At 70.9% G+C, this 26,281-nt stretch carries 29 protein-coding genes, 2 tRNA genes and 1 other RNA gene; 17 read left to right on the plus strand and 15 right to left on the minus strand.

Going from position 1 to position 26,281, the window contains the following annotated elements:
• The first annotated feature begins 18 nt into the window (after positions 1-18).
• Complete coding sequence (locus tag O7620_RS26685) at positions 19-213, plus strand: hypothetical protein (RefSeq protein ID WP_278125857.1); 195 nt, start codon at positions 19-21, stop codon at positions 211-213.
• Here the strand turns inward: O7620_RS26685 and O7620_RS26690 are convergent.
• Positions 198-1,376, minus strand: a complete 1,179-nt coding sequence (locus O7620_RS26690) for a glycosyltransferase family 4 protein (RefSeq protein ID WP_278127160.1) — start codon at positions 1,374-1,376, stop codon at positions 198-200. The genes O7620_RS26685 and O7620_RS26690 overlap by 16 nt on opposite strands.
• 116 nt (positions 1,377-1,492) lie before the next feature.
• Positions 1,493-2,764, minus strand: a complete 1,272-nt coding sequence (locus tag O7620_RS26695; RefSeq protein ID WP_278125858.1) for an acyltransferase — start codon at positions 2,762-2,764, stop codon at positions 1,493-1,495.
• Between the two features lie 111 nt (positions 2,765-2,875).
• Between O7620_RS26695 and O7620_RS26700 the strand changes: the two genes are divergently transcribed.
• From O7620_RS26700 to O7620_RS26710, 3 genes are all read left to right on the plus strand, one after another.
• Positions 2,876-4,090: a porin PorA family protein gene (locus O7620_RS26700; protein WP_278125859.1), complete on the plus strand. Its 1,215-nt coding sequence runs from the start codon at positions 2,876-2,878 to the stop codon at positions 4,088-4,090.
• 369 nt (positions 4,091-4,459) lie between these two features.
• Complete coding sequence (locus O7620_RS26705; RefSeq protein ID WP_151491011.1) at positions 4,460-5,083, plus strand: DUF6230 family protein; 624 nt, start codon at positions 4,460-4,462, stop codon at positions 5,081-5,083.
• 76 nt (positions 5,084-5,159) lie between these two features.
• On the plus strand, positions 5,160-6,683 hold the full coding sequence (locus tag O7620_RS26710) for a DUF6114 domain-containing protein (protein WP_278125861.1): 1,524 nt from the start codon (positions 5,160-5,162) through the stop codon (positions 6,681-6,683).
• A 60-nt stretch (positions 6,684-6,743) separates the two neighbouring features.
• Here the strand turns inward: O7620_RS26710 and O7620_RS26715 are convergent, their stop codons facing one another.
• A complete protein-coding gene (locus tag O7620_RS26715; RefSeq protein ID WP_151491013.1) occupies positions 6,744-8,414 on the minus strand; it encodes a DUF885 domain-containing protein in 1,671 nt (556 codons plus the stop codon).
• 119 nt (positions 8,415-8,533) lie between these two features.
• Here O7620_RS26715 and O7620_RS26720 point away from each other — a divergent pair, with 119 nt between their 5' ends.
• On the plus strand, positions 8,534-9,568 hold the full coding sequence (locus tag O7620_RS26720) for a DMT family transporter (protein ID WP_278125862.1): 1,035 nt from the start codon (positions 8,534-8,536) through the stop codon (positions 9,566-9,568).
• Here O7620_RS26720 and O7620_RS26725 read toward each other — a convergent pair.
• Both O7620_RS26725 and O7620_RS26730 read right to left on the minus strand, forming a co-directional pair.
• Positions 9,516-10,586: a PHP domain-containing protein gene (locus O7620_RS26725; RefSeq protein ID WP_278125863.1), complete on the minus strand. Its 1,071-nt coding sequence runs from the start codon at positions 10,584-10,586 to the stop codon at positions 9,516-9,518. The two genes, O7620_RS26720 and O7620_RS26725, sit on opposite strands and share 53 nt — an antisense overlap.
• 29 nt (positions 10,587-10,615) lie before the next feature.
• On the minus strand, positions 10,616-11,380 hold the full coding sequence (locus O7620_RS26730) for a M23 family metallopeptidase (protein ID WP_278125865.1): 765 nt from the start codon (positions 11,378-11,380) through the stop codon (positions 10,616-10,618).
• Positions 11,381-11,444: 64 nt separating this feature from the next.
• Here O7620_RS26730 and O7620_RS26735 point away from each other — a divergent pair, with 64 nt between their 5' ends.
• From O7620_RS26735 to O7620_RS26750, 4 genes are all read left to right on the plus strand, one after another.
• On the plus strand, positions 11,445-11,834 hold the full coding sequence (locus O7620_RS26735) for a hypothetical protein (RefSeq protein ID WP_278125866.1): 390 nt from the start codon (positions 11,445-11,447) through the stop codon (positions 11,832-11,834).
• Between the two features lie 111 nt (positions 11,835-11,945).
• Complete coding sequence (locus O7620_RS26740) at positions 11,946-12,113, plus strand: hypothetical protein (RefSeq protein ID WP_167454701.1); 168 nt, start codon at positions 11,946-11,948, stop codon at positions 12,111-12,113.
• 118 nt (positions 12,114-12,231) lie between these two features.
• Positions 12,232-12,759 carry a tRNA adenosine deaminase-associated protein gene (locus O7620_RS26745; RefSeq protein WP_151491017.1) on the plus strand — a complete coding sequence of 176 codons (528 nt, stop codon included), beginning with the start codon at positions 12,232-12,234 and terminating at the stop codon, positions 12,757-12,759.
• A gap of 145 nt (positions 12,760-12,904) precedes the next feature.
• The gene (locus O7620_RS26750) at positions 12,905-13,348 is read left to right on the plus strand and encodes a nucleoside deaminase (RefSeq protein WP_278127161.1); all 444 of its coding nucleotides are present in this window, start codon (positions 12,905-12,907) and stop codon (positions 13,346-13,348) included.
• 266 nt (positions 13,349-13,614) lie between these two features.
• Here the strand turns inward: O7620_RS26750 and deoD are convergent, their stop codons facing one another.
• Entirely contained in the window at positions 13,615-14,322 is a 708-nt protein-coding gene (gene deoD / locus O7620_RS26755; protein ID WP_151491018.1) for a purine-nucleoside phosphorylase, read from the minus strand.
• A 75-nt stretch (positions 14,323-14,397) separates the two neighbouring features.
• On the opposite strand from deoD, the gene O7620_RS26760 reads away from it, so the two are divergent.
• A tRNA-Ser gene (locus O7620_RS26760) sits at positions 14,398-14,487 on the plus strand.
• A gap of 184 nt (positions 14,488-14,671) precedes the next feature.
• Here O7620_RS26760 and O7620_RS26765 read toward each other — a convergent pair.
• The 5 genes from O7620_RS26765 to O7620_RS26785 all read right to left on the minus strand — a co-directional run bounded on the left by O7620_RS26765 (position 14,672) and on the right by O7620_RS26785 (position 17,908).
• Positions 14,672-15,166 carry a hypothetical protein gene (locus tag O7620_RS26765; RefSeq protein WP_192580352.1) on the minus strand — a complete coding sequence of 165 codons (495 nt, stop codon included), beginning with the start codon at positions 15,164-15,166 and terminating at the stop codon, positions 14,672-14,674.
• Between the two features lie 92 nt (positions 15,167-15,258).
• Complete coding sequence (locus O7620_RS26770) at positions 15,259-15,813, minus strand: hypothetical protein (protein ID WP_151491020.1); 555 nt, start codon at positions 15,811-15,813, stop codon at positions 15,259-15,261.
• Between the two features lie 103 nt (positions 15,814-15,916).
• Positions 15,917-16,906 (minus strand): aldo/keto reductase, encoded by a 990-nt coding sequence (locus O7620_RS26775; protein WP_278125868.1) that lies wholly within the window; start codon positions 16,904-16,906, stop codon positions 15,917-15,919.
• Positions 16,907-16,958: 52 nt separating this feature from the next.
• Positions 16,959-17,150, minus strand: coding sequence for a DUF397 domain-containing protein (locus O7620_RS26780; protein WP_151491022.1), 192 nt, complete (start codon positions 17,148-17,150; stop codon positions 16,959-16,961).
• Complete coding sequence (locus O7620_RS26785; RefSeq protein ID WP_278125870.1) at positions 17,141-17,908, minus strand: helix-turn-helix transcriptional regulator; 768 nt, start codon at positions 17,906-17,908, stop codon at positions 17,141-17,143. Before O7620_RS26785 ends, O7620_RS26780 begins: the two co-directional genes overlap by 10 nt.
• A gap of 199 nt (positions 17,909-18,107) precedes the next feature.
• On the opposite strand from O7620_RS26785, the gene O7620_RS26790 reads away from it, so the two are divergent.
• Entirely contained in the window at positions 18,108-18,350 is a 243-nt protein-coding gene (locus O7620_RS26790; RefSeq protein ID WP_151491024.1) for a flavin reductase, read from the plus strand.
• Positions 18,351-18,505: 155 nt separating this feature from the next.
• Here the strand turns inward: O7620_RS26790 and O7620_RS26795 are convergent, their stop codons facing one another.
• A complete protein-coding gene (locus O7620_RS26795; protein ID WP_278125872.1) occupies positions 18,506-18,745 on the minus strand; it encodes a hypothetical protein in 240 nt (79 codons plus the stop codon).
• Between the two features lie 13 nt (positions 18,746-18,758).
• Between O7620_RS26795 and O7620_RS26800 the strand changes: the two genes are divergently transcribed.
• Together O7620_RS26800 and O7620_RS26805 are read left to right on the plus strand one after the other, a co-directional pair.
• A complete protein-coding gene (locus tag O7620_RS26800; RefSeq protein WP_278125874.1) occupies positions 18,759-18,911 on the plus strand; it encodes a hypothetical protein in 153 nt (50 codons plus the stop codon).
• A gap of 668 nt (positions 18,912-19,579) precedes the next feature.
• Complete coding sequence (locus O7620_RS26805) at positions 19,580-19,741, plus strand: hypothetical protein (RefSeq protein WP_278125875.1); 162 nt, start codon at positions 19,580-19,582, stop codon at positions 19,739-19,741.
• Positions 19,742-19,778: 37 nt separating this feature from the next.
• On the opposite strand, the gene O7620_RS26810 is transcribed toward O7620_RS26805, so the two are convergent.
• The gene (locus O7620_RS26810; protein ID WP_278125876.1) at positions 19,779-20,615 is read right to left on the minus strand and encodes a class I SAM-dependent methyltransferase; all 837 of its coding nucleotides are present in this window, start codon (positions 20,613-20,615) and stop codon (positions 19,779-19,781) included.
• 109 nt (positions 20,616-20,724) lie between these two features.
• Positions 20,725-20,809, minus strand: a tRNA-Ser gene (locus O7620_RS26815).
• An 82-nt stretch (positions 20,810-20,891) separates the two neighbouring features.
• Between O7620_RS26815 and ffs the strand changes: the two genes are divergently transcribed.
• Positions 20,892-20,981: signal recognition particle sRNA small type (gene ffs / locus O7620_RS26820), an RNA gene on the plus strand.
• 181 nt (positions 20,982-21,162) lie between these two features.
• Positions 21,163-23,775: a DNA polymerase III subunit gamma and tau gene (locus O7620_RS26825; protein WP_278125877.1), complete on the plus strand. Its 2,613-nt coding sequence runs from the start codon at positions 21,163-21,165 to the stop codon at positions 23,773-23,775.
• A 28-nt stretch (positions 23,776-23,803) separates the two neighbouring features.
• On the opposite strand, the gene O7620_RS26830 is transcribed toward O7620_RS26825, so the two are convergent.
• Positions 23,804-24,877, minus strand: a complete 1,074-nt coding sequence (locus O7620_RS26830) for an NAD(P)-dependent alcohol dehydrogenase (protein ID WP_151491061.1) — start codon at positions 24,875-24,877, stop codon at positions 23,804-23,806.
• A 282-nt stretch (positions 24,878-25,159) separates the two neighbouring features.
• Here O7620_RS26830 and O7620_RS26835 point away from each other — a divergent pair, with 282 nt between their 5' ends.
• Both O7620_RS26835 and recR read left to right on the plus strand, forming a co-directional pair.
• Positions 25,160-25,468 (plus strand): YbaB/EbfC family nucleoid-associated protein, encoded by a 309-nt coding sequence (locus O7620_RS26835; RefSeq protein WP_238433593.1) that lies wholly within the window; start codon positions 25,160-25,162, stop codon positions 25,466-25,468.
• 8 nt (positions 25,469-25,476) lie between these two features.
• A complete protein-coding gene (gene recR / locus O7620_RS26840) occupies positions 25,477-26,070 on the plus strand; it encodes a recombination mediator RecR (RefSeq protein WP_151491058.1) in 594 nt (197 codons plus the stop codon).
• Positions 26,071-26,281: the final 211 nt, after the last annotated feature.

A 26,281-nucleotide genomic window follows, 5' to 3' on the forward strand; every position in this document is an offset into this window, starting at 1 on the left:
CGCCATTGGAGGATTGGCATGCGTAGAGCTTTGACCCTGGTCGTGTCCGGCCTGGTGGCGGCGTTGCTGGGGATCCTGGCCCTCGGCGGGCTCTCGGCCGCCGCGACCGCCACCGACGACGAGGCCGCCACCGAGGCCAAGAACGTCTCGGAAGCGGCCAAGCGGAACGGACAGCAGGACCCGTACGCCCCCGAGGTTTACGGCGACAGGTAGGACGGTTCGCCCCGCCGCTGCACTGGGCGGGGCGACTCCGCAACCTCCAGCAGCGCCGCGAAGCGTCCACCCGCGGCCTGCCAGGTGAAACTCGCCGCATGCTCCCGGGCCTGAGCGCCCATCTCCCGCCGGGTCTCGTCCTCGTGCAGAAGCGTGCGCACCTTCAGCAGGTAGTCGTCGATGTCGTCGGCCAGCAGGCCGGTACGCCCGTCGACGACGGCCTCGGCCACGCCGCCGGCCTCCCGGAACGCCACGGTGGGCGTACCCGCCGCGCCCGCCTCCACGATCGTCAGGCCCCAGCCCTCCTTCAGAGACGGGGTCAGCGCGACCCAGGCCGAGGCGAGCAGGGCGGCCTTCTCCTCCTCCGTCACGAAGCCCCGGAACTCCACCCGCTCGGTGATGTCCAGGTCCGCGGCGACCTCCCGCAGGTGCGGCTCCCACCAGCCCTGACCGGCGACGACGAGTCGTAGCTGGGGCAGCTCGTCGGCGAGCGCCGCGACGGCCCGCAGCGCCACCTCGACCCGCTTGTGCGGCACCAGCCGGTTCAACGTCACGAGCAGCGGGAACGGCGCCCGCTCGGCGTCGGTGCGGGGCAGGTCCGGGGTGCCGTTGTGCACGACGGCGACCTGCTCGGGCGGCACCCCGAGCGTGGCCAGCTCCTGACGGGTGGCTTCGGAGACGGTGACGTAACGGCACCGCTGGTAGACACGTACGGCCAGGGACGACTCGATCCACCAGCCGAACCGGGCGGCCCACTGTGGAAGGACCACCGGCCACTGCTCGCGGTGCACGTGGTGGATCAGCTTGACGACCGGCCGCCGTGCCCACAGCGGGGCGAGGAACGGCAACCCGTTGCAGACGTCGACCAGGATGTCGGGCCGGCCGCCCCGCCGCGCCGCGAGCGGACCGACACCCAGCGCGCCGGCCAGGTAGCAGAGCGCTGCCCACAGGTACACGGTGTGTCGGCCGCCGCGTCGTACCAGCCGGACGCCCGCCTCGTTGACCTCGTCGGCGGGGGCCTGGCTGTGGGCGGCGCAGAAGAGGGTAGCGCGGAAACCGCGCGACACCAGTTCAGCGGCGATCCGTTCGACGTACACCTCGGAGCCGCCACCCTCGGGGTTACGGGTGTCTCGCCAGTTGAGGAACAGCACGTGTCCGGGCATGCCGAAGCGACGCTCCACGCGAACCCTACTCTCAAGTAATTTAGCGACGCGCGTCACACTAGGGGTTGGTGTCCCTGCCGGCAATGCCCCGTTGGGCCAGCGCTGATGACTCGGCGCTACGTGCCCGCCGTCGGCACCGGAGTGCTCGCCGCGACGGTCGGCGAGGTGGACGCCGGCTCGACGGTCGGTCCGGCGGGCGTCACCTCAAGGGTCGGCGCGGTGACCCGCCCGCGTCCGATCCGCCGCTGTGTACCGAGCAGTTGCAGGGGATGCTCGACGCCGTAGTAGCTGACCGCGGCGTACACCAGGCCGAAGGCCATGGTGAGAGCGAACGTGTTGAGCAGGCCGCCGGTGAACAGCGGCCGGTCGTCGAGCAGGTAGATCAGTTCGATGACCAGCGGATGCCACAGGAAGAGGCCGTACGAGACGGCGCCGAGCCAGCGGGCGGAGGTGCTGCCGAAGGCCACCTTGACCCGACTCGGCCCACCGAAGGCCACCGGGATCAGGATCAGCACCGCGATCGCGACGTACAGGGCCAGCTTGACGGAGAACTCGGCGGCCGTCGGACCGGCGAGGTCGCGGGGGCCGGCCACGGGCGTGGTCGCGATCGCCATCAGGCCGACCGCCGCGGCCCAGCAGGCGACCGGCGCCGAGGCGAGGTCGTCCAGCACGCGGAAGGCGGCGGGCGCGGTCCCGGTGCGCAGGGCGACGTGCGCCGCGGCCAGGGCCATGCCGGCGCTGAACCAGCCGCCGTACGACGGGAGCCACATGGTGTGCAGGGCGGTGTCGAGCAGGCCGAACCCCATCAGGGTGAGCCACCCCGCGGTCAGCAACACCCCCGCGCCGACGATCACCACCGTCCGGACGGGACGCCAGGACCGACCCACGGCGAGCACGGCGACCAGCGGCAGGATCAGGTAGAACGCGACCTCGGTGGCGAGACTCCAGGTCTGGCTGAGCCCGTAGCGCAGCTCGCCGGGCTGGTAGATCTGGGTGAAGGTGAGGTGGCGGATCCAGTCGCCGGCGGACGCCGGCCGATTCTGCGGAAGGACGACGAGGCAGACCACCACCGCCAGCCAGTAGGCGGGCAGGATCCGCAGGGCGCGTCGCCACAGGTACCGCCCGGTGCGCGGCCGGGTCCGGCCGGTCGCGGCGCTGAGCGCCCACGGTCGGAACAGCAGAAACCCGGAGAGTACGAAGAAGATGGCGACGCCGACGTCGAGCCGCGCCAGCCAGCCACCCCACGTGGTGTTTATGCTGACGGCGGTCTGGAACCCGACGTGGTGGCCGACGACCGCCACGGCGCCGATCGCTCGCAGCGCATCGAGGGCGGGGAGTCGGCCGGCTGCCGAAGGCTCCGAAACTGTTGGCGCGGCGGCTGCGGACATCTGGACATCCAGGGGGTCGCTTTGAAGGTAACCGGGGAGTAACCTCCCGCCATGTTAAGGATCGGGTGCCCCGGACAACAGGTCGTAGGGCGGCAGGTTACAGGAGGATGAGTGAAGCTACGCGTGGGCGCCGCGCTCTTCGGGCTTGGCGTCTTGTTGCTGGTCTTCGCGGCCGGGCTGCCGTTCTATGTGGCCCCTGCCGTGACCAAGCTGCCCTACGATCTTGAGCCGACGACGTCCGTCGCCGAGGCGAAGAACGCCAGGTTCCTGAAGATCACCGCCAGTGGCAGCTCGGTGAGCATCGAGGTCCCGCAGGGCGACCTGGTGTCGAACGTCGAGGTCATTCCGCAGCCGGACGACACGAAGGAACGGCTCCCGAAGGAGCTCAAGGGCGACGCGGTCATCTGGGACGTCTACCAGACGGTCAAGCGTGTCGACAACGAGGAGGTGGTCAGCCAGTACAGCACCGAGCTCGCGCTGTACCGGATCTCCGGCGCGGCCGCCTCTTGGAAGGACCAGTGGCTCAACGAGACCGGCGCGGAGCAGACCCCGGTCGGCAACGTGAAGTACTCGGGCCAGATCTACAAGTTCCCGTTCGGCACCGCCAAGCGGGACTACCAGGTTTTCGACCGTGACCTGAAGCGTGCTCTCCCGGCGAAGTTCACCGGCACCGAGACCATCAAGGGTGTCGAGACGTACCGCTTCGAGCAGCGGATCGAGAACGAGGTGCTGGCCACGCCGGAGAGCAGCATCCAGACGCTGGTCGGCAAGTTCGCTCCGGGCGCCACCAGCGCGCAGGTCGTCTACAGCAACACCCGGACGCTCTGGGTGGACCCGGTGACCGGCTCCTACGTCAACGTCCGGGAGCAGCAGCACAAGGAGTTGCGCCCCAACACCGGCACCCCGACGGTGCTGCTGGACGCGGACTTCAACTACACCGACGCCACGGTGAGTCGCAGCGTCGACACCGTCAAGGACAACCGCTTCAAGATCGGCCTGATCAGTTTCTGGGGCCCGATCGCCGCCGGCGTGCTCGGTCTGCTCGCTGTCATCGCGGGCGTGTGGCTGGTGACGCGGCCCAGTGGTGGTTCCGCTTCCGCCCGGCACCGCGCCGAGCCGGCCCCGGTCGCGCCGGTCGCCGACCCGACTCCGACCCGGGTGGACCAGGAGCCGGTGCGCGACACGGACACCGTCGAGCAGCCCACGCCCCAGCCGGTGGGCGGTCCGCTGAGCGACGAGATTCCGCCGGCGTCGACGAATTGGAAGTCCGAGGACCCGACGGTGCCGACCCAGCGTCCGGCCCCCGGCGAGGTGGATCAGCGCTGACGCGCGCACGACCGAAGGGGTGGACCGCATCGCGGTCCACCCCTTCGTGCTGCGCCAACCTGCGAACTTTACATTTGTTATCTGATTGTAATTGGTCAATGTCTCGTCACTCTGCGTCGCTCGACCGGTGGTTTTGCCGGTTTTGCTGCCACTTTGGACGCTTCGCTGCGGGGCCGGTTCGACGCATCGTGATGCCGGGATGCCACTCGGTGGCACCGGTGTTACCGCCCGGTAATTGGGGGGTTGTGAGCTGCGCCGCAACGGGTGCACCATCAAGCTCGATCGTTACCCGCCGGTAACAGTTGCCCGGCCCCCGGGCGGGGCCGCCAGTTCGGGACCGGCCCGCGCGCATCCACTGAGGAGGAACCCGTGCAGGAGCGGTTGAACAATCAGGGGCGTACCCGGTGGCGGCGGTTCGCCGCCATGATGGTGCCCGCGACGGCGGCCGCCGGCGCCATCCTGTTCGGCATGTCGAGCGGCGCGATCGCGTCCGACATCACGGTCTCCGGACAGACGTTCAAGATCGGTGCCGACCGCCTGGAGGGCGACGGCTTCAAGCAGTACGGCGGCATCGTCCGCGAGAAGGGCAAGGCCGGCAAGGCCGGCCAGGTCCACCCGGTCGCCCTCTCCGAGATCAGCAGCGCCGAGCTGTACAACCTCTGCCAGTCCGTCCGCGCGGACCTGCCCGGCCTGCCGGTGGTGCTCACCATCAACGCCGGTGAGGGCAAGGAGCCCGCCCGGGCCAAGGACCTGCTGATCGCGATGGACTCGCTGGACGGCAACGCCACCTTCACCAACATCAAGATCGGCCGGGACGCGAGGGACCTGAACCCGACGGCGCAGGCCGGCTCGTTCGGCCAGAACTCCGAACATGTCAGCATCACCAACCTGCAGCAGGTGTCCCGCTACACCACGGCGGCCACCTTCAACCTGGTCGGGCTGCGCCTGAAGGTCAACGTGGGCGACGACGCCAAGGGCAAGGAGTGCTTCTGAGGTGAGTCGCGGCCCGCGGTGGTCGACCACCGCGGGCCTGCCCCGGTCCCCGTCCCCGCTCCGCCAGGAGGAGTACGTGACAACCGCGAACCCGTCCCACGCCCGGCCCGGCCGTCCGGCTCAGGCATGGCGGAGCTTCCGCCGCTGGCAGCGGAGCCGGCCGTTCGCCGGTGGTCTGCTCACCGCCCTGGCCGGGGTGGAGATGTTCGCCTCCACCCGGATGACGCTCAACGGCCTGAGCTTCCACAGCGGAGCCAGCGGTCTGCTCTCCCTGCTGATCCCGGTCATCCTGGTGACCTGCGGCCTGCTGCTCTGGTTCACCCCGGCGCAGCGGCTGTTCTACTCGGTCGTCGCGGCGGTCACCGCGGTCTACTCACTGATCGGCCTCAACCTCGGCGGCTTCTTCGTCGGCCTGTTGCTCGGCATCGTCGGCAGCGCGCTCGCCTTCGCCTGGACGCCGACCAGCCCGGCCCCGTCGGCTGCGGCCGAAGCAGAGACCGCCGAGCAGTCCGTCCCCGGGCAGTCCGTCCCCGGGCAGTCCGTCCCCGGGCAGTCCGTCCCCGGGCAGTCCGTCCCCGGGCAGTCCGTCCCCGAGCAGGCCGGTCCCGAGCAGGCCGGTCCCGAGCAGGCCGGTCCCGAGCAGGCCGGTCCCGAGCAGGCCGGTCCCGCTTCCGAGCGGGCGGTGCCGGCCGACGCGAGCGCGCCGCCCGAGTGGCCGGGGCGTGCGGCTGATCCGCGGTCGTTCGGCATCACCCTGGTGGTGCTCGGCCTCGCCGCCGCTGGTCTGGCCGTCCAACCCGGAGCGGTGCAGGCCGCGCCGAGCCGCCCATCCGCCACCGCCTGCGCCACCCCGTCCCGGACCGTCACCCCGTCGCCCAGCCGCAGCGCGGCCACGCCGACACCGACGCCGAGCCCGACGCGCGGTGGCAACGTCATCACCGACATCCTGGACGGGATCGGTGATCTGCTCACCGGGGGGCGCCGTACGCCCAGCGCGACGCCGTCGGCGAGCCCGACCGCCCAGCCGAGTGGCACGCCGACGACCCGACCCGAGTCGGTCACCTGCCCGTCGTTGCCCCCGGGCAGGCCGGGCAAGCCGGGCGGGCCGGGGAAGTCCGACAAGCCGGGCACGGTCGAGCCGGGCAAACCGCTGCCGCGCATCGCCGCCGACCCGGCCCTGCCGACGGTCGCGCAGACACCGTCCAAGCTCACCGGATCCTCGGTGAAGATGACCGGGCTGCGGTTCGAGGGGATCACCGAACTGCACACGGTGAAGGGCGACCTCGAGGTGCTGAAGTTCAGCATGCGGGAGGCGGTGACCGAGGACTTCCTCCTGCGCGCCGACGGCCCGCAGGGGCGCAGCCAGCGATACGCGACCGACCGGCTGACCGTCAGCGGCGACGTGGCCTTCTACGCCACCCGGTTCGTCGGCCGGCTGTTCGGCATCAAGATCACTCTGACTCCGGACCTGCCGTTGCCCAACGGCATCCCGGTCACCTCACCCATCCCGATCACGTTCACCGACCCGGTCATCGATCTGGCGTTCGTCACCAGCAACACGCTGACCGCCCGGCCGGCGCTGGCGCTGAGCCTCGCCTGAGCGAACGGCTCCGGCTGCCCACGGCTGGTCGTACCGCCGGCAACCGGAGCCGTCGACGGCTCAGAGCCGGGCCAGCGCCCGGCGCAGCGGGTCGAGGCCCAACGCTCCCAGGTCCAACGCCTGCCGGTGGAACTCCCGCAGGTCGAAGTCCGCGCCCTTGCGGGCCTTCGCGTCCTCGCGGGCCTGGAGCCAGATCCGCTCACCGACCTTGTACGACGGCGCCTGCCCCGGCCAGCCCAGGTAGCGGTTCAGCTCGAAGCGCAGGTTCTCGTCCGGCACCCGGCAGTGCGCCCGCATGAACTCCCAGCCCAGCTCGGGCGTCCACCGCTCGCCGGGGTGGAAGCCGAACGGATTGTCCTTCGGGATCTCCAGCTCCAGGTGCATGCCGATGTCGACGATCACCCGCGCGGCACGCATGGCCTGGCCGTCGAGCATGCCCAGCTTGTCGCCCGGATCCTCCAGGTAGCCCAGCTCGTCCATCAGCCGCTCCGAGTAGAGCGCCCAGCCCTCGCCGTGCCCGGAAACCCAGCACAGCAGACGCTGCCAGCGGTTGAGCAGGTCGGCCCGGACGGCGGTCTGCGCCACCTGAAGGTGGTGACCGGGCACGCCCTCGTGGTAGACGGTGGTCACCTCCCGCCAGGTGGAGAAGTCGGTGATGCCCTGCGGCACCGCCCACCACATCCGGCCCGGGCGGGAGAAGTCCTCGCTCGGCCCCGTGTAGTAGATGGCGCCGTCGCTGGTCGGCGCGAGGCAGCACTCGATGCGGCGTACCTCTTCGGGGATGTCGAAGTGGGTGCCGTGCAGCTCGGCGATCGCCTTGTCGGCGAGGGCCTGCATCCAGTCGCGGAACGCCTCCTTGCCCTGGATGGTCCGCGCCGGGTCCGCGTCCAGCTTGGCCACCGCCTCGTCGACCGTGGCACCGGAGCCGGCGATCCGCCCGGCGACGACCCGCATCTCCGCCTCCAGGCGGGCCAGCTCGGCGAAGCCCCAGGCGTACGTCTCGTCCAGGTCGACCTTCGCGCCGAGGAAGTACTGCGAGGCCAGCTCGTAGCGTTCCCGTCCGGCGGCCTGCTTGTCCCGGCCGTTCGGGGCCAGCTCGGTACGCAGGAACTGGCCGAACTCGGCGGTCGCCGCGGTGGCCGCCGCCGCTCCCCGACGCAGGTCGGCGCCGAGGGTGCCCTCCGCGCCCAGCCGTTCGACCAGCCCGTGGAAGAAGTTGTCCCCGGTCGGGTCGGTCCAGATGTCGCACTGCTTGGCCACCTCGACCAGCTGCACCTTCGAGCTGACCTGGCCGGCGGCGAGCGCCTCGCGCAGGGTGGTCTTGTAGCCCTCCAGCGCGCCCGCCAGCCCGTTCAGGCGGGCGGCGATGTTGGCCTGTGCGTCGGCCGTGGCGGTCGGCATCAGGTCGAACACCATGCGGATCTCGTGCAGCCCGCTGGTGATGACGCTGACCTCGCTGGTGGCTTCACCGGCGTCGTAGCGGGCCAGGTCGAGGCCGAGTCGTTCCTGCATGGCCTCCTTGGCGATCCGTTCCGCCTCGGTGTCCGGCTCGGTCACCTCAAGCTCGGCGAGGGTCCGACGGGTCAGGTCAGCGCGTGCCCGGTAACCCTCGGGTGAGAGGTCGTCGAGCTGGTCGTCGTGGCCGGCGATGCCGACATAGGTCGCGCCGGTGGGGCTCAACGGCGCCCACTCGGCCACGTAGCGGTTGGCGAGTTCATCAATTCGTCCCACGGTGCGACACTACGTGACCACCCCGCCCCGGTGTCGATGACGTTTGTCGTGTTCAGGCGGCAGGTGCAACGGGTGAAAGTCACGCGACTTTGTCGTACGCCTGAGGCAGAGTGTCAGGGGTGACCACCGATACCGCTCCTGACAAGGCGCCGCTGAGTGCCTGGCTGCCGGGGTTCCTCGCCCTCGCCGCCATCTGGGGATCCAGCTTTCTGTTCATCAAGATCGGGGTGGCCGAGCTGCACCCGGTTCAGCTCACCCTCTACCGGGTCGTCGCCGGCGCGCTGACCCTGCTGGTCGTCCTCGCGGTGCTACGCGACCGGCTGCCCCGCGAGCCCCGGGTGTGGGCGCACCTGACCGTCGTGGCCGCGTTCGGCGTGGCCGTGCCGTTCACCCTCTTCGGTTACGGCGAGCAGCGGGTCGAGTCGATGCTGGCCGGCATCTGGAACGCGACGACTCCGCTGATCGTGCTGCCGCTGGCGGTGCTGGTCTTCCGCACCGAGCGGTTGACCGCGCGCCGGGCCGTCGGCCTCGGGCTGGGCTTCCTCGGGGTGCTCGTGGTCCTCGGGGTCTGGGAGGGCCTCGGCGGAGCACACTTCGTCGGGCAGTTGATGTGCTTCGGCGCGGCTGCCTGCTACGGCGTCGCGATTCCGTACCAGAAGCGGTTCGTCGCCGGCAGTGCGCACTCCGGCCTGTCGCTCTCCACCGCGCAGCTGCTGCTCGCCGCCGCGCAGTTGGCCATCGTCACCCCGTTCATCGCGGGCGCGCCGCCGCTGCCCACCGAGCTGTCGCCGAAGGTGGTCGCCAGCGTCCTGACCCTCGGGGCGCTCGGCACCGGTCTCGCCTTCGTCATCAACATGCGCAACATCCGGGTGGCCGGTGCGAGCACCGCCTCCACCGTCACGTACCTGATCCCGATCTTCGCGGTGCTGATCGGGGCCCTGGTGCTCGACGAGCGGCTCAATTGGCACCAGCCGGTCGGCGCGCTCATCGTGCTGCTGGGCGTCGCGGTCGCGCAGGGCGTGTTCGCCCGCCGGAGACCCCGCCCGGTGCCCGGCGTCGGCCTGCCCGCCGCGCTGCCGTCAGGCTCCGCCGCGCTGGACGTCAGGCCCCGGCGTGCGTCCACTCCACCAACTGCTCCGCCGACCAGGTGTTGACCACCCGATCGGCGGGGACGCCGCAGAGAGCGGCCCGCTCGCAGCCGAACCGCTGCCAGTCGAGCTGACCGGGCGCGTGCGCGTCGGTGTTGATCGCGAACCGGCAGCCGGCCTCCAGAGCACGCCGGATCAGCCGCTTCGGCGGATCCTGCCGCTCCGGCCGGGAGTTGATCTCGACGGCGGTGTCGTGCTCCACGCAGGCGGCGAAGACCGCGTCCGCGTCGAAGTCGCTCTCCGCGCGGGTCCGGGCACGGTGCCCCCGGTCGCCGGGACCGGTCACCCCCGCCGGCCGGGACGACACCATCCGACCCGTGGGGTGCCCGAGGATGTCCAGGTGCGGGTTGGCCACCGCCCTCAGCATCCGCCGGGTCATCCGCGCCCGGTCGTCCTTCAGACCGCTGTGCACCGAGCCGACCACCACGTCCAGCCGGGCCAGCAACTCCTCGTCCTGGTCGAGAGAGCCGTCGGCGAGAATGTCCACCTCGATCCCGGTGAGGATCCGGAAACCCTCCGGCAGCGCCTCGTTGACCTGCGCCACGTGGTCGAGCTGGCGGCGCAGGCGGGCCGCGGTCAACCCCCGCGCCACCGTCAACCGCGGCGAATGGTCGGTCAACACCATGTACTCGTGGCCCAACTCCACCGCGGCCAGCGCCATCTCCTCGATGGGTGAACCGCCGTCGGACCAGTCCGAATGCGTGTGACAGTCACCGCGCAGGGCGGCACGCAGCGCCGTGGCCTCGGCGTCCAGGTCGCTGCCCTCGGTCGCCACCAACCGGCGCAGGTAGACCGGTTCCTCACCGGCCAGCGACTCCGCCACGCACCGGGCCGTCACATCGCCGACGCCAGTCAGTTTGGTGAGCGTGCCGTTGCCGGCCCGCTCGGCCACCTCGGCCGCCGGCAGGCCCGCCAAGGCGGTCGCCGCCGAGCGGAACGCCCGCACCCGGTACGTGGCCTCGTTGGCCCGTTCCAGCAGGAACGCGATCCGGCGCAGGTCGGCGATGGGATCCCGGGCCTTCATCCCACCGAACCTAGTCGCTGCGGGACCGGTCAGGGAGCCTTCGGGCAGCCGTGTTTGCGCTGCCACGCCGTGACCTCGGCGGCCGGTTCCCGATTGCCGCCGCGCCGCCACGAATCCAGGTAGCGCGCCGGCCAGAGCACTCCGCGCCGGATCCACCAGCCGTCCTTACCGGTGCACGGCGGCGAGATGCCGAAGTGCACGTGGCAGACGTTGTTCGCGTTGCCGGTGCGGCCCACCTTGCCGAGCTGCTGCCCGGCGCGGACCCGCACCCCGACGTCGACGCCGGTGGACACGACACTCAGGTGCGAGCCGTAGTAGCGCACCCCGTCGTCACCGAGCAGGGACACCGAGAGGCCGCCGTTCTCCGGGCCCTGCGGCCCCCGCTTGGAGTACCGGTCGACCCGACTCACCTCCAGCACCGTCCCGTCGGTCACCGCGACGAACGGCTCACCGCAGTTGGCGAAGAGATCCGTGGCCGGATACGCCGCGTGCGTCGGGTGGTAGTCGACGTTGCCGGCGCGTACCGGAAAGACATGCCGCAGCCCGGCGCGGGGTGCGCTCGCCGACGGCGTGGCGGACGACGGTGCCGGGCGCGCCGGGCCGCCGCCCGTCGGCGTGGCCGCCGGCGCCGCCGGCTGCTCGCCGGTCGACCAGATCGCCGGCGGCGTCGGCGCGGCGCCCGCCGGCGGCGCCCCGGGCCGGGTGGTCGCGCAACCGGCGGCGAGCACCGGGGCGAGCAACAGCAGGAGGGGGTACGCCGGACGCGCGCGGCGACCGATCGTCGGCGAGGGCATCGGGTCATCCTGGCAGAGCCGGTACCGTGGGAACGAACGGCGCGCGTAACGGAGGGCAGCGACGGTGACCATCGCCCGACCCGACCCCGTCCCGGATCCCGGTGCCGCACGGCCGGCGCCGCGTACCCCGTCGGGGCTCTTTCCGGCCGGGCCGCCGACCCAGCCCACCTACCGCGAACCGCACCCGGTCACCGGCGGTGGTGTCGCCGCGGGCGGTGGCGCGGCGGCCGTCTGGCTGCTGCTGTTCGGCCTGCTCGGCACCGACGTGGCCAGCTACGCGTGGTGGACGGTGATCGCCGGCCTGCTGGCCTGGATCACCGCCCTGGTGCTGGTCCGCCACGGCGACCGCGGGGTCGCCACCGGCGTGGCCATCGTCACCGCCGGTGGTTGGAGCATCGCCGCCGCCGTGGTGGCGGTGCGCTGGGCCACCAGTGGTGACTGGCCGCTGTGGTGACCGTGCCGCGGCGACCCCGCGAGAGCCGCCGTTGACTGCGCGGTGTGCCCGGTTGGCTGCGTAGCGAACGCCGTCTTGACGTGGCCGCCGAGACTCGGCACGCTCGGCACTATGGCCTGGACCACCCCGCGGCAGGACCCGGATCGCAGCCGCCGCCGCCTGCAGTTGCTCGCCGAGCTGGCGGGAGCCCGGGCGGTACGCCAGCGCAGCCGGCCGCAGCGACAGCGCACCGAGCGTCTGCGCCAGCTCATCGCCACCCGCCGTCGGGTAGCCGGCTGACCCGAGTTTGTCAGGAATGACCGGCCGGTCGGGGCGTTGACCGGTCGCCTGCCGACCCGACCGGCTAACGTGCACGCGTAACGAGTCGGCGCTGTGCCGAGGGGCTATTGGGGGGACCGTGTCGTACTTCGCTGCGGCCGTGGTGCGCGACGACAGTGGCTGGACCGCCGCAGAGGTCAGCCTGCGTGGCGCCACCGACATCGACGAGGTTGCCGACCGGCTGCGGGACGTCGACCAGGAAGCCGACGTCTCGTTGCTCTTCGTCGAGGCCGACGACGCGTACCTGGTGATCCTGCGCCTCGACGAGGGCGAGGACCTGCGGGTGTTCGGGTCGGACTCCGCGTACGCCGAGGAGTCCCGGCTGGGTTCGCTGCTGGTCGGTGACCTGAAGACCTCGGTCACCGGGCTCGACGGCGACGAGGAGCCCCGCCCGGCGGCCGGCGGCGACGACGAGAGCGAACAGCCCGTCGTCGACCCGGAGGCCGACCCGGTGGGCGACGCCGACCTGCTGGCCAACCTGGGCATCTCCGCGCAGAAGCTGCTGACCCTGTGCACGCACGAGGGGATGCTCCCGGCGGACGTCACCGCCGAGATCTGCGAGGTGCTCGGCTGCGTCGACGAGGTCGAGGAGCTGCGTGAGGTCTGAGCCGGCCGACGCGACCGACCCGTCGCTGGAGACGCTCCGGCCGGGGCAGCCGACACCCGGCGCGGTGGGTCGCGCCGGACCGGGCGCCCACGAAGGGCTCACCGACCCGGGTGAGCTCGGGCGACGGCAGCGGCACGAGCTGTGGATGCGCCGGGCCCTGGAGGTCGCCGTCAGCGACCCGGCCGCGTCGATCGGCGGCGATGCGATCGACGACATCCCGGTGGGTGCGGTGCTCTACGGGCCGGACGGCACCGAGCTGGCCATCGGGCGCAACGAGCGGGAACTGACCGGCGACCCGACCGCCCACGCCGAGGTGCTGGCCCTGCGTCGAGGTGCCGAACGCGCCGGCCGGTGGCGGCTGGACGGCTGCACCCTCGTGGTCACCCTGGAACCGTGCACCATGTGTGCGGGCGCCCTGGTGCTGGCCCGGGTCTCCACGGTCGTGTTCGGCGCGTGGGAACCCAAGACCGGCGCGGCCGGCTCCCTGTGGGACGTGCTGCGTGACCGTCGGCTCAACCACCGCCCCGAGGTCTACGGCGGCGTGCTGGAGGCCGAGACCGCCGCCGTCCTGCGCGCCTTCTTCCGCTGAACCCCCGGCCGCCGGTCAAACCGGCGGCAGGGTGACCGTGACGACCAGGCCGCCAGGCCGCCGGCCGGCCGGGGCTGCGCGACTCCGGTCATCGGCGGCTTCGCCGGTCTCTACCCGGCGGTGCGTGCCGCCCCGCCTCTCCCCGACGGAGGCGCTGACCGCCGTCTGATGGGGCGGGCCTGATGCGAAAGAGCGTGATGACTGTGCGGCATATTTATGCCACACAGTCATCACGCTCTTTGCGGTGCCGCCGCTGTTGCGGCGGGTCAGGCGATGATCGTGTCGAGGGCGATCTCGACCATCTGGCTGAAGGTCTGCTCCCGCTCCTCCGACGTGGTCTTCTCGCCGGTCTTGATGTGGTCGCTGACCGTCAGCACCGTCAACGCCCGAGCCTTGAAACGGGCCGCGATCGTGTAGAGCGCCGCCGACTCCATCTCCACCGCCAGCACGCCGTAGTCGGCGAGCGTGTCGTAGAGGTCCGGCCGGTCCGTGTAGAAGGCGTCCGCCGCCAGGATCGGTCCGACGTGCATGGCGATGCCGCGCCGCTCGGCCACCTCCACCGACGTACGCAGCAGCCCGAAGTCGGCCACCGGCGCGTAGTCGATCAGCCCGTCGAAGCGCATCCGGTTCATGTTCGAGTCGGTGGACGACCCGATGGCGGCCACCACGTCCCGCAGTTGCAGGTCGGTGCTCAGGGCACCGCACGAGCCGACCCGGATCAGCGTCTTCACGCCGTACTCGTTGATCAGCTCGTGGGCGTAGATGGAGGCGGACGGCATGCCCATGCCGGAGCCCTGGACGGAAACCTCGACGCCGTTCCAGCGGCCGGTGAAGCCCAGCATGCCTCGAACCGTCGAGTAGCAGGTGGCGCCCTCGAGGTAGGTCTCTGCGATCCACTTGGCCCGCAGCGGGTCGCCCGGCATCAGGACCCGCTCGGCGATCTCGCCCGGCTTCGCGCCGATGTGCGTACTCATGGCAAAGATCCTGCCAGGCCGGCTCGGGCGATACCGGTTCGGTGTCCGAACCAGCCGTGCTGTAGCCTCGTCGGCGGTGGCGTGTCCGAGTGGCCTAAGGAGCACGCCTCGAAAGCGTGTGAGGGTTTACGCCCTCCGCGGGTTCAAATCCCGCCGCCACCGCCAGTGAGATGCGAGAACGCCCGGTCGGTCCGTGAGGACCGGCCGGGCGTTCCGTGTCAGAGCTGCTGCTCACCGCCGTCGACGAACAGCTCGCCGCCGGTCATGAAGCTGCTCTGCTCGGAGGCCAGGAAGAGCAGTGCCCGTTCCGGGATCCGTTGCTCGGCACGCCCGGTCGCGGCGGCGCGGGTCAGCAGGGGCCGACGCCCTCGTCGAAGAGGCGGCGGGCCCAGTCGGCGTACCCCGCGATGGTTTTTCGGACCGTGCGCCCGTCGTGCAGGAACAGGTACGCACGGTCGCCGCTGCGGGCGAGCAGCCCGTCGAGCCGGAACGTCCCCTGTGGAGCGCGCAGGCGGGTAACCGACGGATAGCGGGCCCAGACCTGGTCGACGGGTGAGCCGGCGGCGATGCCCTCGGGTGTCCGCGTCGGGTCGCCGACCCAGAGCAGCACCAGTTTGTCCTCGGCGAAGACCGGGCTGACCGTGTCGTGGCCGGCGAGCATTGGCCCGCAGGTGTCCAGGCCGGTACGCAGGACGCCCCGGCGGGTCAGTTCGTCCTCGGTGTCACCGAACTCGATGTTGTTCAGACCGTTCAGGTCGATGATCTCCACGCTGCCGGCGGGCCGACCGTCCGGGGCCGGCCCGGTGGGCGGTACGCCGCTGCCCGCGATCGAGGCAGCCGTCATGAGCGTGGCAATGAACGCAAATTGTCGCAATTTCATGGAATCCCCCAGTCCCCAACGGGACGGGAGCGTTCAGGTTGCTGCCCAGCGCCGGATTACTGGTTTTCCCACTGTTCGACCAGCTCATCCCAGTAGTCGGCGCTGAGTCGACGGCGTCCGTGCGCCAACCAACCGGCGGTGTTCCGCTCCAGATGTAGCCCCAGTTCGGCGAACGGGTCGATCCAGGTGCCCCGCTCCGCACCGAGCCGGGTCAGCGCCGAGTTGATCGGCCACTGCTCGCGCGGCCCGTCGAAGACGTCGTCGAACCGCGGACCCCAGGACAGCCCGCCACCGAGCCACACCACCGCCGACTGGTGGCCGGCGCCACCGCCGAACTCCGCCTCCAGGTACGCCACCGGCCCGGACCGCGACCAGCCGGCCAGCACCTCGACCAGCGGCGGCGACAACACCAGCCCGAACGGCTGCTCGGCGCTGCGGTCGTCCACCGCATAGTCCGGCAGCGACCCGGTCAGCTCCACCACCAGTTGCGGGGTGACCGGCAGCAACGCGAAGTCCTGGCGCAGCCCGCCGAGGACCGCGTGATCCAGCTCGACGGTCTGCTCGCGGAGCAACTCCACGTCCGCGACCACCGCGCTGAGCTGGTAACCCATCGAACCCTCCGCCGTCCACAGCCTGTGGATAGAACATGTGTACGACCGGTTCCGGGTCCGCCGGTCCCTGGCACGCTACCGGCCGGCTTTCCCCGGTTGGGCCTCAGCTGGCGGGTGTCGGGGCGTCGGCCCGCAGCAGCCCCTCGGCGCGGAGGTGGTCCCACAGGCCGACCGGGACCGGGCGGGCGTGCAGGTCGACGTTGCGGGCGACCTCGTCCGGGGTACGTACGCCCACAGTCACGTTGACCACCGCGGGATGCCCGAACGGAAAGGCGACCGCCGCCGCCGGAAGGGTCGTGCCGTGCTGCTCGCAGACCTCGGCGATCCGCACCGCCCTCGCCACCACGTCCGGAGGGGCGTCGGCGTAGTTGTACTTGGCGTCCGGGCCGGGCCGCTCACGGGCCAGCAACCCGGAGTTGAAGACACCCACGGCGATGACGCTCTTGCCCTGCTCGACCGCCGCCGGCAGGACGTCGTCCAGCGCGTCCTGCTCCAGCAGCGTGTAGCGGCCCGCCAGCATGACGACGTTCGCCGCCGTCTCCCGCAGGAAGCGCGCGAGCATCGCCGACTGGTTCATCCCCGCGCCGATGGCCCCGATGACGCCCTGGTCACGTAGCTCTGCCAGGGCCGGCATCGCCTCGTCGGCGGCCTGCGGCCAGTGGTCATCCGGATCGTGGACGAACACGACGTCCAGCCGGTCCAGGCCGGTGCGCTCCAGGCTCGCCTCGATCGAACGCAGCACGCCATCTCGGCTGTAGTCGCGCTCCGGACGTACCTCGTCGGAGACGTCGAAGACGTCCACGCCCTGCCCGACCGGTCGCGGGTTGGGCACCAGCAGGCGGCCGACCTTCGACGAGACCACGAACTCGTCCCGGGGGCGACCCCGCAGGGCGCGGCCCAGTCGCCGCTCGGACATCCCCAGGCCGTAGAACGGCGCGGTGTCGAAGTATCGGATGCCGAGATCCCACGCCGCGTCGACGGCCGTCAGCGCATCGTCGTCGTCCACCGCCTGGTAGAGGTTGCCGATCGCCGCACCGCCGAAGCCCAGCTCCGTGACCTTGACCGGCGTTCCCGCAATTCGTCGCCGTCGCATCCGGCCACGCTAGGTCGTGGCAGCCGAATGATCAATGAATGATCGTGGCCGTTCAGGCCCGCCGGGCGAGCTGGGTGACGAACGCGCGCCAGGCCGCCGGCGCGAAGGCGAGCGCCGGACCGGCCGGGTCCTTGGAATCCCGTACGCCGACCACACCGGGCAGGTTGTCGGCGACCTCGACACACGCGCCACCGTTGCCGCTGCTGCGGCTGCTCTTACGCCACCGTGCGCCGTTCAGCTCCATGACTCCGCCACTTCCGTGATGAGATCGACCGACTGCCAGTGGGACAGCGCCTCCCCGCGCACGTTCTCCCATGCCGCCATTATGGTCGCGATGTCGTCCGGGTCGCTAACGACTTGTCCCTGGAGTTGGTTGTCCAGGTAGCCGGCGACCCGGTGGTCGTGACTGTTGGCGATCACGAACGGCCCGTTGAGACCGGCGTACGCGCCGACCGCGCTGGGCACGACGTGCACCCGGATGTGCGGCTCGGCGCACGCGGCGACGACCGCCAGCAGTTGCTCGCGCATGGTCGACCGGCCGCCGACCGGCCGGCGCAGGATCGCCTCGTCGATGACCGCCGTGAACTGCGGAGGGTCGTCACGCTTGAGCACGCCCTGCCGGCCGAGTCGGACGGTGATATGCCGCTCGATCTCACCCCGGGGGATCAGGCCCGCACCGCCGAGCACCGCGCGGGCGTACGCCTCGGTCTGGAGCAGCCCCGGCAGAACCGTCGATTCGAACCAGCGCAGCGACACCGCCTCGCGCTCGATCTCCTGCCACGGACGAAACCAAATGGGGTCACGACGTCTCGAAGTGTCCGGCCAAATGTCAGACACGTCCTTGTGCAGGGCTTCCGCCGCCGCCAGGCGGTGCCGAGGATGCGGGATGCGCCCCTCGGTCAACCAGCGGCCCACGGTCTTCGGGTCGACGCCGACAGTCTCGGCGAGGGATTCGGTGGTGTGCCCGGTGTCGCTGAGTGCCACCCGTAGCGCGTCGTTCACGGCCCCTCCATCGGATGTCTCGAATATCTGGAGACCATATCGCTACGCGGTGTACCTGTCCGACTACGCGCCGGAGGGTGGTTCCACAGAAGACGGCGTGACCGGTGGAGGCGCGCGAGCCCGGCGGTCGGCGTCAGTCAGAGGGTCGCCCCGACGGGGAGGCGGGGCGACCCTCTTCCACCGCGAAGGAGGCCCGCACATGCCCCGCCGTCGACACCGGGACCACCTACCGAGCCGCCCCACCTGGCGCTGCGCGGCGTGCGGCATCGCCTGGCCCTGCTCGGCCGCGAAGCTGCGGCTGCTCGGGGAGTACCGGCACGATCGGCTGGCGTTGACCGTCTACCTGGCGACCGTCCAGGTTGAGGCCAGCGAACAGCTCATCGACGTCGACCCGGCCCGGCTGACCGAGCGCTTCCTCTCCTGGGCCCGCGCCCGCGCCTGACTACCCTGGGCCTCGCTCCTGGGGCTCGCGGTTGACCTCGCGTGCTGTCATCGGGCACCCGCCGGGCGCCGGTGAGCCGGTCCCGGGCCGCGCCGAGGCCGTACCACACCGCGTCGTAGGCCCGCGGCCCGCTCGGTGATCTCGACGACCCGACCCTACTTCGAGACCACCGACGCGACCGCGAGCAGAACCGGCGACGGACAGGCTGCTGGACGGTCAAGCTCGACCTTGCGGATGCTCTTCGGCCGGGCGTGCCCGGCGTGAACCGCCTGGTGGTCGAATCCGTTCCTGTTGATGAGTCGTCGGCCGAACGACACGTCGGGACAAGGGGAGTCATGTCCACTCAGCAAGAGCAGGCCATCAACCTGCGCAATGTCATGGATTGGCTCGGTCACCGGTCATTGAAATTTGACCCTGGTCCCCAACGCAGGTGAGGCCGCAGCGTATCTCCAGGATGTCGAGGATATGGGTCTTCCGGATACTTTGTCAGGCGGTGCGGAAGAGTTCTTCCGCGACGTGCTCGGACACACCGTCGCCGCCGTCAACAACGGCGAGGTGTGAGAGAAATGCCCTCTGATGGGTCGGAAATTGAGCTTAGTTTCAGAGAGCGTGCTCTGCAGAAAAATATCGAATCCTTCGAGAGATTCATCAAGGCCAAACGCGGGCTTCCGAAGCGACGCGTTAGCGTAGAAGAGTCCGCTATTTACGTATGGTTCAATTCAATCCGCAGCGGTGGGGCTGTGGATCATGGAGGGTTGTTGTCTGCCTTTGCAAAAAGATGGAATTTCACAACAGCCGTTGATGATGGCAAGCTGATTTTGGGCAATTCGTCGGAGTTGATGCTCAATTATTTCGCTGGCAGGGCGGCGTGGCCGAGTATGGCGACATTCCCCGAAACGCCAGCCCCCACTGGACCGATTCCCAACTTCAGCCCAGCGGAGTACGCCCGCGAGGCCGCAGCCGGACGGCCATACCTCCGTGATCTTATCGACAAACGGGTCGCAGCCGCAGCGGTGAGCGCTCAGTGGGACAGAGTCACGGCCCACATCATCCCGCATAGCCCCACCTCCACGAGCACAGCCCGGAACACCGCAGCCGCAACCCCGACCCCCCCGCCAACCGGGGCGTTCCGAAGGTAGAGGTATGCCCGTTTCGAGGGCTGTTCGCCAACGGTTTCCGACGAACTTGGTTAGTAGTTTTCAGTGGCGGGGAAGCGGTCGCTGAAGGTAATGGCGAAGGCGTTCAACGCTGGTTTCCCGCGCATCCACGATCGGCTGGCGTTGACCGTCTACCTGGCGACCGTCCAGGTTGAGGCCAGCGAACAGCTCATCGACGTCGACCCGGCCCGGCTGACCGAGCGCTTCCTCTCCTGGGCCCGCGCCCGCGCCTGACCACGCCCTGGCCCCCGCGTTCGCGGCTTGCTGCGCGTCAGGGTCGCCAGATCACGACCTCGATGTCGCGTCGCCGCTCGGCGAAGCGGCCGTCGGGGGCTGCCGTCGTCAACAGACTGCGCAGGTCCGCCTCGAAGGCGGGGAGCCGGTCGGCGAACAGGTGTGGCGCCGAACTGGACAGCGAGAACACCGCCGAGGTGATCTCGTCCACCGAGCGTTCCACGACCATGCCCTGCTCGACCGTGACCCGGGTGGGGCCGGTGAAGCCCGCCTCGCGCATGACCTCCCCCTCGCCTCCCGGCGTGCCGGAGTGCAGCAACCCCTGCCCGGCCCGCCGGACCGGTCCCAGGTAGCTCGCGACCAGTTCGTTGATCTGCGGCCACGGCGGTCGGGGATACGGCAGCGGGTCATCCGCGGTCACGCCCTGGTGGGTGGTGGCGCTGACGTGGACCCAGGCCCCGTCGGGCGCGAGCATGTCGCGGACCCGCCGGGCCACCAGCGGCCGATCCATCCAGTGGAACGACTGGGCGAACGTGGCCACCCGGAACGTACCCAGGTCGGCCGGCAGTTCCTCGGCCCGCAGGTGCCGCCACTCGACGTTGGTGACCCCGGCCTCGCCGGCCCGGCGTCGCGCCTCACCGAGCATGCCCTGGTCGGGGTCGACGCCCACGGCCGACTCGAACAGGGGCGCGAGCAGCAGCGTCAACGAGCCAGGGCCGCAGCCGACGTCGAGGAGCCGGCCGGGGCCGTCCAGATCGAGCGCGATACCGATGGCCTCGGCGAGATCGGGTGGATAGGGCAGTCGACCCCTGCTGTAGTGGCCGGCGCTGCCCGCGTACAACGTCTCGTCCCACTCCCACGCCGCATCAGCCATGACGTCGATGAGAACACAAGATCAACCCCTGGCCGACCGGTATTCCGTCAGACGACTCAGGGCCGGTCCCTGTCGGGGCCGGCCCTGTCGTTCGTGCTGCTCAAGCGAGCGGAGGATACGAGATTCGAACTCGTGAGGGTGTAAACCCAACACGCTTTCCAAGCGTGCGCCCTAGGCCTCTAGGCGAATCCTCCGCGAGCCAGGATACAGGCCCCTGTCGGCCGGGCCACCCCACCACCCCCTGAAGATCGACGGGCGGTCGGGTAGGCTGGGCGTCACCTCCCGTGCGGCGGTATCTCGTGAACCTCCCCAGGGCCGGAAGGCAGCAAGGATAAGCGAGCTCTGCCGGGTGCACGGGAGGCCTTTTTGTCTGTGGACCGGTTGATCCACTCGTCATCCATGATGTCGGGGTGTCCCGGGCCTGCGGACACCCCGATTTCCAGGAAGCCGAGTTGATCAACGCGCGGCGGCCAGTCTGCCCGGGGTGGTGGGTGGTCACCCGCGCCCGACCGGCGCAGAATGGCTCGGTCGAGAGGAGGCGGGACGAGTGACGCTGGCGCTCTACCGCAAGTACCGGCCGCGTACCTTCGCCGAGGTCATCGGGCAGGAGCACGTCACCGAGCCGTTGTCGCAGGCGCTGCGCAGCGGTCGGCTCAACCACGCCTACCTCTTCTCCGGCCCCCGTGGCTGCGGCAAGACCACCAGCGCCCGGATCATGGCCCGCTCGCTCAACTGTGAGCAGGGCCCCACCCCGGAGCCGTGCGGCAAGTGTGAGTCGTGCCGCTCGCTGGCCACCGACGGCACCGGCTCCATCGACGTGATCGAGATCGACGCGGCCAGCCACGGCGGTGTCGACGACGCCCGCGAGCTGCGCGAGCGTGCGTTCTTCGCGCCGGCCAACAGCCGCTTCAAGATCTACATCATCGACGAGGCGCACATGGTCTCGACCCAGGGCTTCAACGCCCTGCTCAAACTGGTCGAGGAGCCCCCGGAGTACGTCAAGTTCATCTTCGCCACCACCGAGCCGGAGAAGGTCCTCGGCACGATCCGGTCGCGGACCCACCACTACCCGTTCCGGCTGTTCCCGCCGAAGGTGGTCCGCCCGTACCTGGAGCAGCTCACCCAGGCCGAGGGCGTCGCCGTCGAGCCGGCGGTCTTTCCACTGGTGGTCCGTGCCGGTGGCGGCAGCATGCGGGACAGCCTCTCCGTGCTCGACCAGCTCATCGCCGGCGCCGGTCCGGAGGGGGTCAGCTACGCGCGGGCCGTCGCGCTGCTCGGGGTCACCGACTCGGCGCTGATCGACGAGATGTGCGACGCGCTGGCCGCCGGGGACGGCGCCGCCGCGTACGCCACCGTCGACCGGGTCGCCGAGGCCGGGCACGACATGCGCCGGTTCGCCTCCGATCTGCTGGAGCGGCTGCGCGACCTGATCGTGATCCAGCAGGTGCCGGACGCCGCCGCGAAGGGCCTCATCGACGGCCCCGCCGACCAGATCGAGCGGATGGCCGCGCAGGCCGCGCAACTCGGCCCCGGCACGCTCTCCCGCTGCGCCGACATCGTGCACGACGGCCTGGTGGAGATGCGCGGCACCACCGCCCCCCGGCTGCTGCTGGAGTTGATCTGCGCCCGGATGCTGCTCCCCGGCGCGCACGACTCCGCCGGCGGCCTGCTCCAGCGCCTGGAGCGGATGGAACGCCGACTCACCCTGGGCGGCGGCGAAACCCCCACCAACCCAGGTGTACGCCCACAGCCCGCCGCCCCCGTCCTGGCTGCCGCAGCCAACCCGACCCCGGTCAACGCCCCGACCTCTGCCCCGCCGTGGGAGGTCGACCCGGCATCGTCCCCGACCCGCAGCGCCGCAGCCCAGAGTGCTCCGATCTCGGGTGCTCAGCCGTCGGGCGCTTCCGCCTCGACCGCCGACTCGCCGATCCCGGCGTCGCCCGGCGCTGTGTCGGCTGGTGGCTCGCCCGCCCCGCGCCGCGTGGTGCCACCGTCAGCGGTGCTCCCCGACCCGGCGACACCCGTACCGCCCCGACCGGGTGCGCTGGCTGCCGCGCTGGACGCCGTCGCGGTCCGCCGGGTCTGGCCCGACGTGGTCGGCAAGGTCAACCGGACCAACAAGCGCATCGCCGCCCTGATGCGTGACGCGGTCGTCCGTGAACTCGACGGCGACATGCTGGTGCTGACGGTCAAGTCGACCGTGCTGGCCAAGATGATGGCCGACCACGCGGCGGTGCTCACCGACGCGCTGTACGAGGAGTTGGGCGGGCGCTGGCAGATCCGTTGCGAGGTGGCCGGCGAACGAGGTGGCACGCCGCTGTCCGCCCCACCCGCGACGGCTGCCGCGCCGCCTGCTCCGGCGGCTGCCCGACCCGCCCCGGCGAACGCATCGCCCAGCGCAACGACCCCGGCCACCGCTCCGACGACCCCGGCCACGGCTGCTGGCTCGACGACCCCGGCCACGGCTGCTGGCGCGTCGAACACGCAGCCCGCTGGCTCGGTGGCCGACGACGAGGACGACTGGCCTGAGGCTGCCCGCCCCGGCGGCTACGCTCCCGCGGTCCAGGCGACGGACGGGGAGGACTGGCCGGAAGCTGCCCGACCTGGTGGCGCCGCCGTGGCTGACCGCGTCCCCGCCTCGGCATCCGGCGTGAACGGCGCCGACGCGGCCCGTGGCGCGTCGGACGGCGGTGGCCACGGCACGGCGAACGGTGTCGGCCTGGGAGCGAACGGTGACCGCTCGGGTGGCTCCGGCTCGGCGACCGGTAAGCCGGACGTGCGGGCGGGCAACCCGACACCGGCGGCCCGGCAGCCGGCGGCAGCCGGTGGCGCACCGGTGAGCAGCGCCATCGCCGCCGCCCGCGCGGCGGCGGCGGGGCGCGGTGCGCGTACCGCAGCGGCAGCCCGGCCTGTCGCGGACGCCGAATGGGCGGGCGAGCCGCCCTACGACCCGGACTTCGACGGCCCGCTGCGCGGCGGTCGGCCGGGTGGCGCCGCCCCGGCGGCGGCCCCGGCCCTGGAGGGGTTCGACCCGGGCGACGAGCCGTTGGACGACGTCATCGACGAGAAGACCGCGCGGGAGTCCAGCGAGGAACAGGCGGTACGGCTGCTCCGGGAAACCTTCGGTGCCGAAAAGATCAACGAGGTCGATGCCCGCTGACACCCCGAGCCCGTGATCCGGGGGGTCCTCAGTCGAAGACGACGACCCTGCGGCCCACCACGTCACCGCGGCCCAACGCTTGGAGATTCTCGTTGATCTCGTCGAGCCGCACCGCGGTGACGGTGTGCTCGATCCGCCCTGCGGCGGCCAGCGCGAGAACCTCGGTCAGATCGTTGTAGTTGCCCCAGAACGATCCGAGGAATTGCAGCTCGCCGCCGACGATGAAGTTCAGGGGGACCTCGACCTGGGTGCCCATCAGGCCGACTGCGACGACCGCCCCCTCGGACCCCAGGATCGCGAAGTCGAGCGCGATCGACTCCTTGGCGCCCGTGCAGTCCAGGACCGCGTCGACCGCCCGGCGGCCGGTGAGTCTCTCGAGCTCGTCCTGCACCTGGCCGGCACTCTTGCCCCGAGTGTTGACGGTGTGATCGGCGCCGTTGCGCCTGGCGACCTCGAGCTTGTCGTCGGTACGGGAGAATCCGACCACGGTCGCGCCGGCGCCGAGCAGCTTCGCGTATTGCACGGCGTAGCTGCCCAGGCCGCCGATGCCGGCCACCACCACCGTACGTCCCGGGCCGAGCTTGCCGGCCGCGCTCAGCTTCTTCACCCCGCGGTACGGGGTCAGCCCGGCATCGGTCAGCGGCGCAAAGTTCTCGGGCTGCTGGCTGTCGCCGGCCGGCACCCGGATGAGCTGGCGATGCGGCACCGCGACGTACTCCGCGAATCCGCCGGGCGGCCCGAAACCTGGCCATCCGCCGGTGCCGGTGCACATCTGCTCGTTGCCCTCATGACACTGCCGGCAGGTCCCGTCGCCCCAGCCGGGGTTCACCACGACCAGATCGCCCTCGGAGAGGCCCGCCGAGGCGGGCACCTCGGCACCCCGACCGGCCACGTGACCCGCGATCTCGTGCCCCGGCGTGATGGGGAACTCGATCGGCGCGGCGGCCTGGAAATATCCCTCGACGAGCTGGAAGTCGCTGCGACACATGCCGGTCGCCGCCACTTTGATCAGGACCTCGTCCCGCCCGAGCTCGGGAACCGGAATCTCCTCCAGCCGCCATGGTTCGTTGTAGCCGTACATCCGAGCCGCCCGCATCTTCATGACAACCTCCTGATCTCAGCGATGCTGTCGCTGTCGTAACGCCGGATAGCGGACAGGCGGACCCTAAAAATGCCCGCTTACGCACGGTACGTCAGCACTCGTCCGTGCGATCGGCGATCTGCCTATCCGGTCGTTACGACCGACGCTGAGTGGCCCGACGCGTGCCCGGCGTGGGCGGACGCGCCGGGCGGGGCAGGGTCGGTCACAGCGGTTAGGCTGGGCGGCGGCCGAGCAGACGAGTGCGAGAAGGAGCCATCCGTGCGCCCAGGTGGACAGCCGAACATGCAGCAGATGCTGAAGCAGGCGCAGAAGATGCAGCAGCAGATCGCCGCCGCCCAGGCCGAGCTGGCCGAGGCCGAGCTGACCGGCACCGCCGGTGGTGGGCTGGTCACCGCGACGGTCTCCGGCGCCGGCGAGCTCAAGGCCATCAAGATCGACCCGAAGGCCGTCGACCCGGACGACGTGGAGACGCTGGAGGACCTGGTCGTCGCGGCCGTGCACAACGCCGCCGAGGCGGCCCGGGAGCTGACCGAGCGCAAGATGGGCCCGGTCGCCGGCGGCATGGGCGGCCTCGGCCTGCCCGGTTTCTGAGCCGGCAGATGTACGAAGGTGCCATCCAGGACCTGATCGACGAGCTGGGTCGGCTGCCGGGCGTGGGCCCGAAGAGCGCCCAGCGGATCGCGTTCCACGTCCTGTCGGCGGATCCGGCCGACGTCACCCGGCTGGCCGGCGCGCTGCGCAAGGTCAAGGAGCTGGTGCGGTTCTGCACGACCTGCTACAACGTGGCCGAGTCCGAGCAGTGCCGGATCTGCCGCGACCCGCGCCGCACCGACGAGGTGCTGTGCGTGGTGGAGGAACCAAAGGACGTGGTGGCCATCGAGCGGACCGGTGAGTTCCGCGGTCGCTACCACGTGCTCGGCGGCGCGATCAATCCGCTGGAGGGGATCGGGCCGGACAACCTGCGCATCCGGGAGTTGATGACCCGGCTGAGCGGCGGGGCGGTACGGGAGCTGATCCTGGCCACCGACCCGAACACCGAGGGTGAGGCGACCGCCACATACCTGGCGCTGTTGGTGAAGCCGATGGGCATCTCGGTGACCCGGCTGGCCAGCGGGCTGCCGGTCGGCGGCGACCTGGAGTACGCCGACGAAATCACCCTCGGCAGGGCCTTCGAGGGCCGTCGGGCGGTTTGAGTCGCACCCCCGGGGGTGGTGCCGTCACCGACGGTGCCACCCCTTCGTGGTGCCCGGCGCCGAGTGGATCGATGTGTCGCTCCATGTGTTCGCCGGACCGTCGACTGTCAGACCCCCGGGCAAGGTGTCGGCTTGGTAGCGATTGCCTGACGCCCGTTTCGCTTCTCGTGTGACATGCCATAGCCTCCCGCTCACGGACCGAGCCGCAGCT

Origin of the sequence: Micromonospora sp. WMMD710 (genome assembly GCF_029626045.1) — a bacterium.
Taxonomy (GTDB): domain Bacteria; phylum Actinomycetota; class Actinomycetes; order Mycobacteriales; family Micromonosporaceae; genus Micromonospora.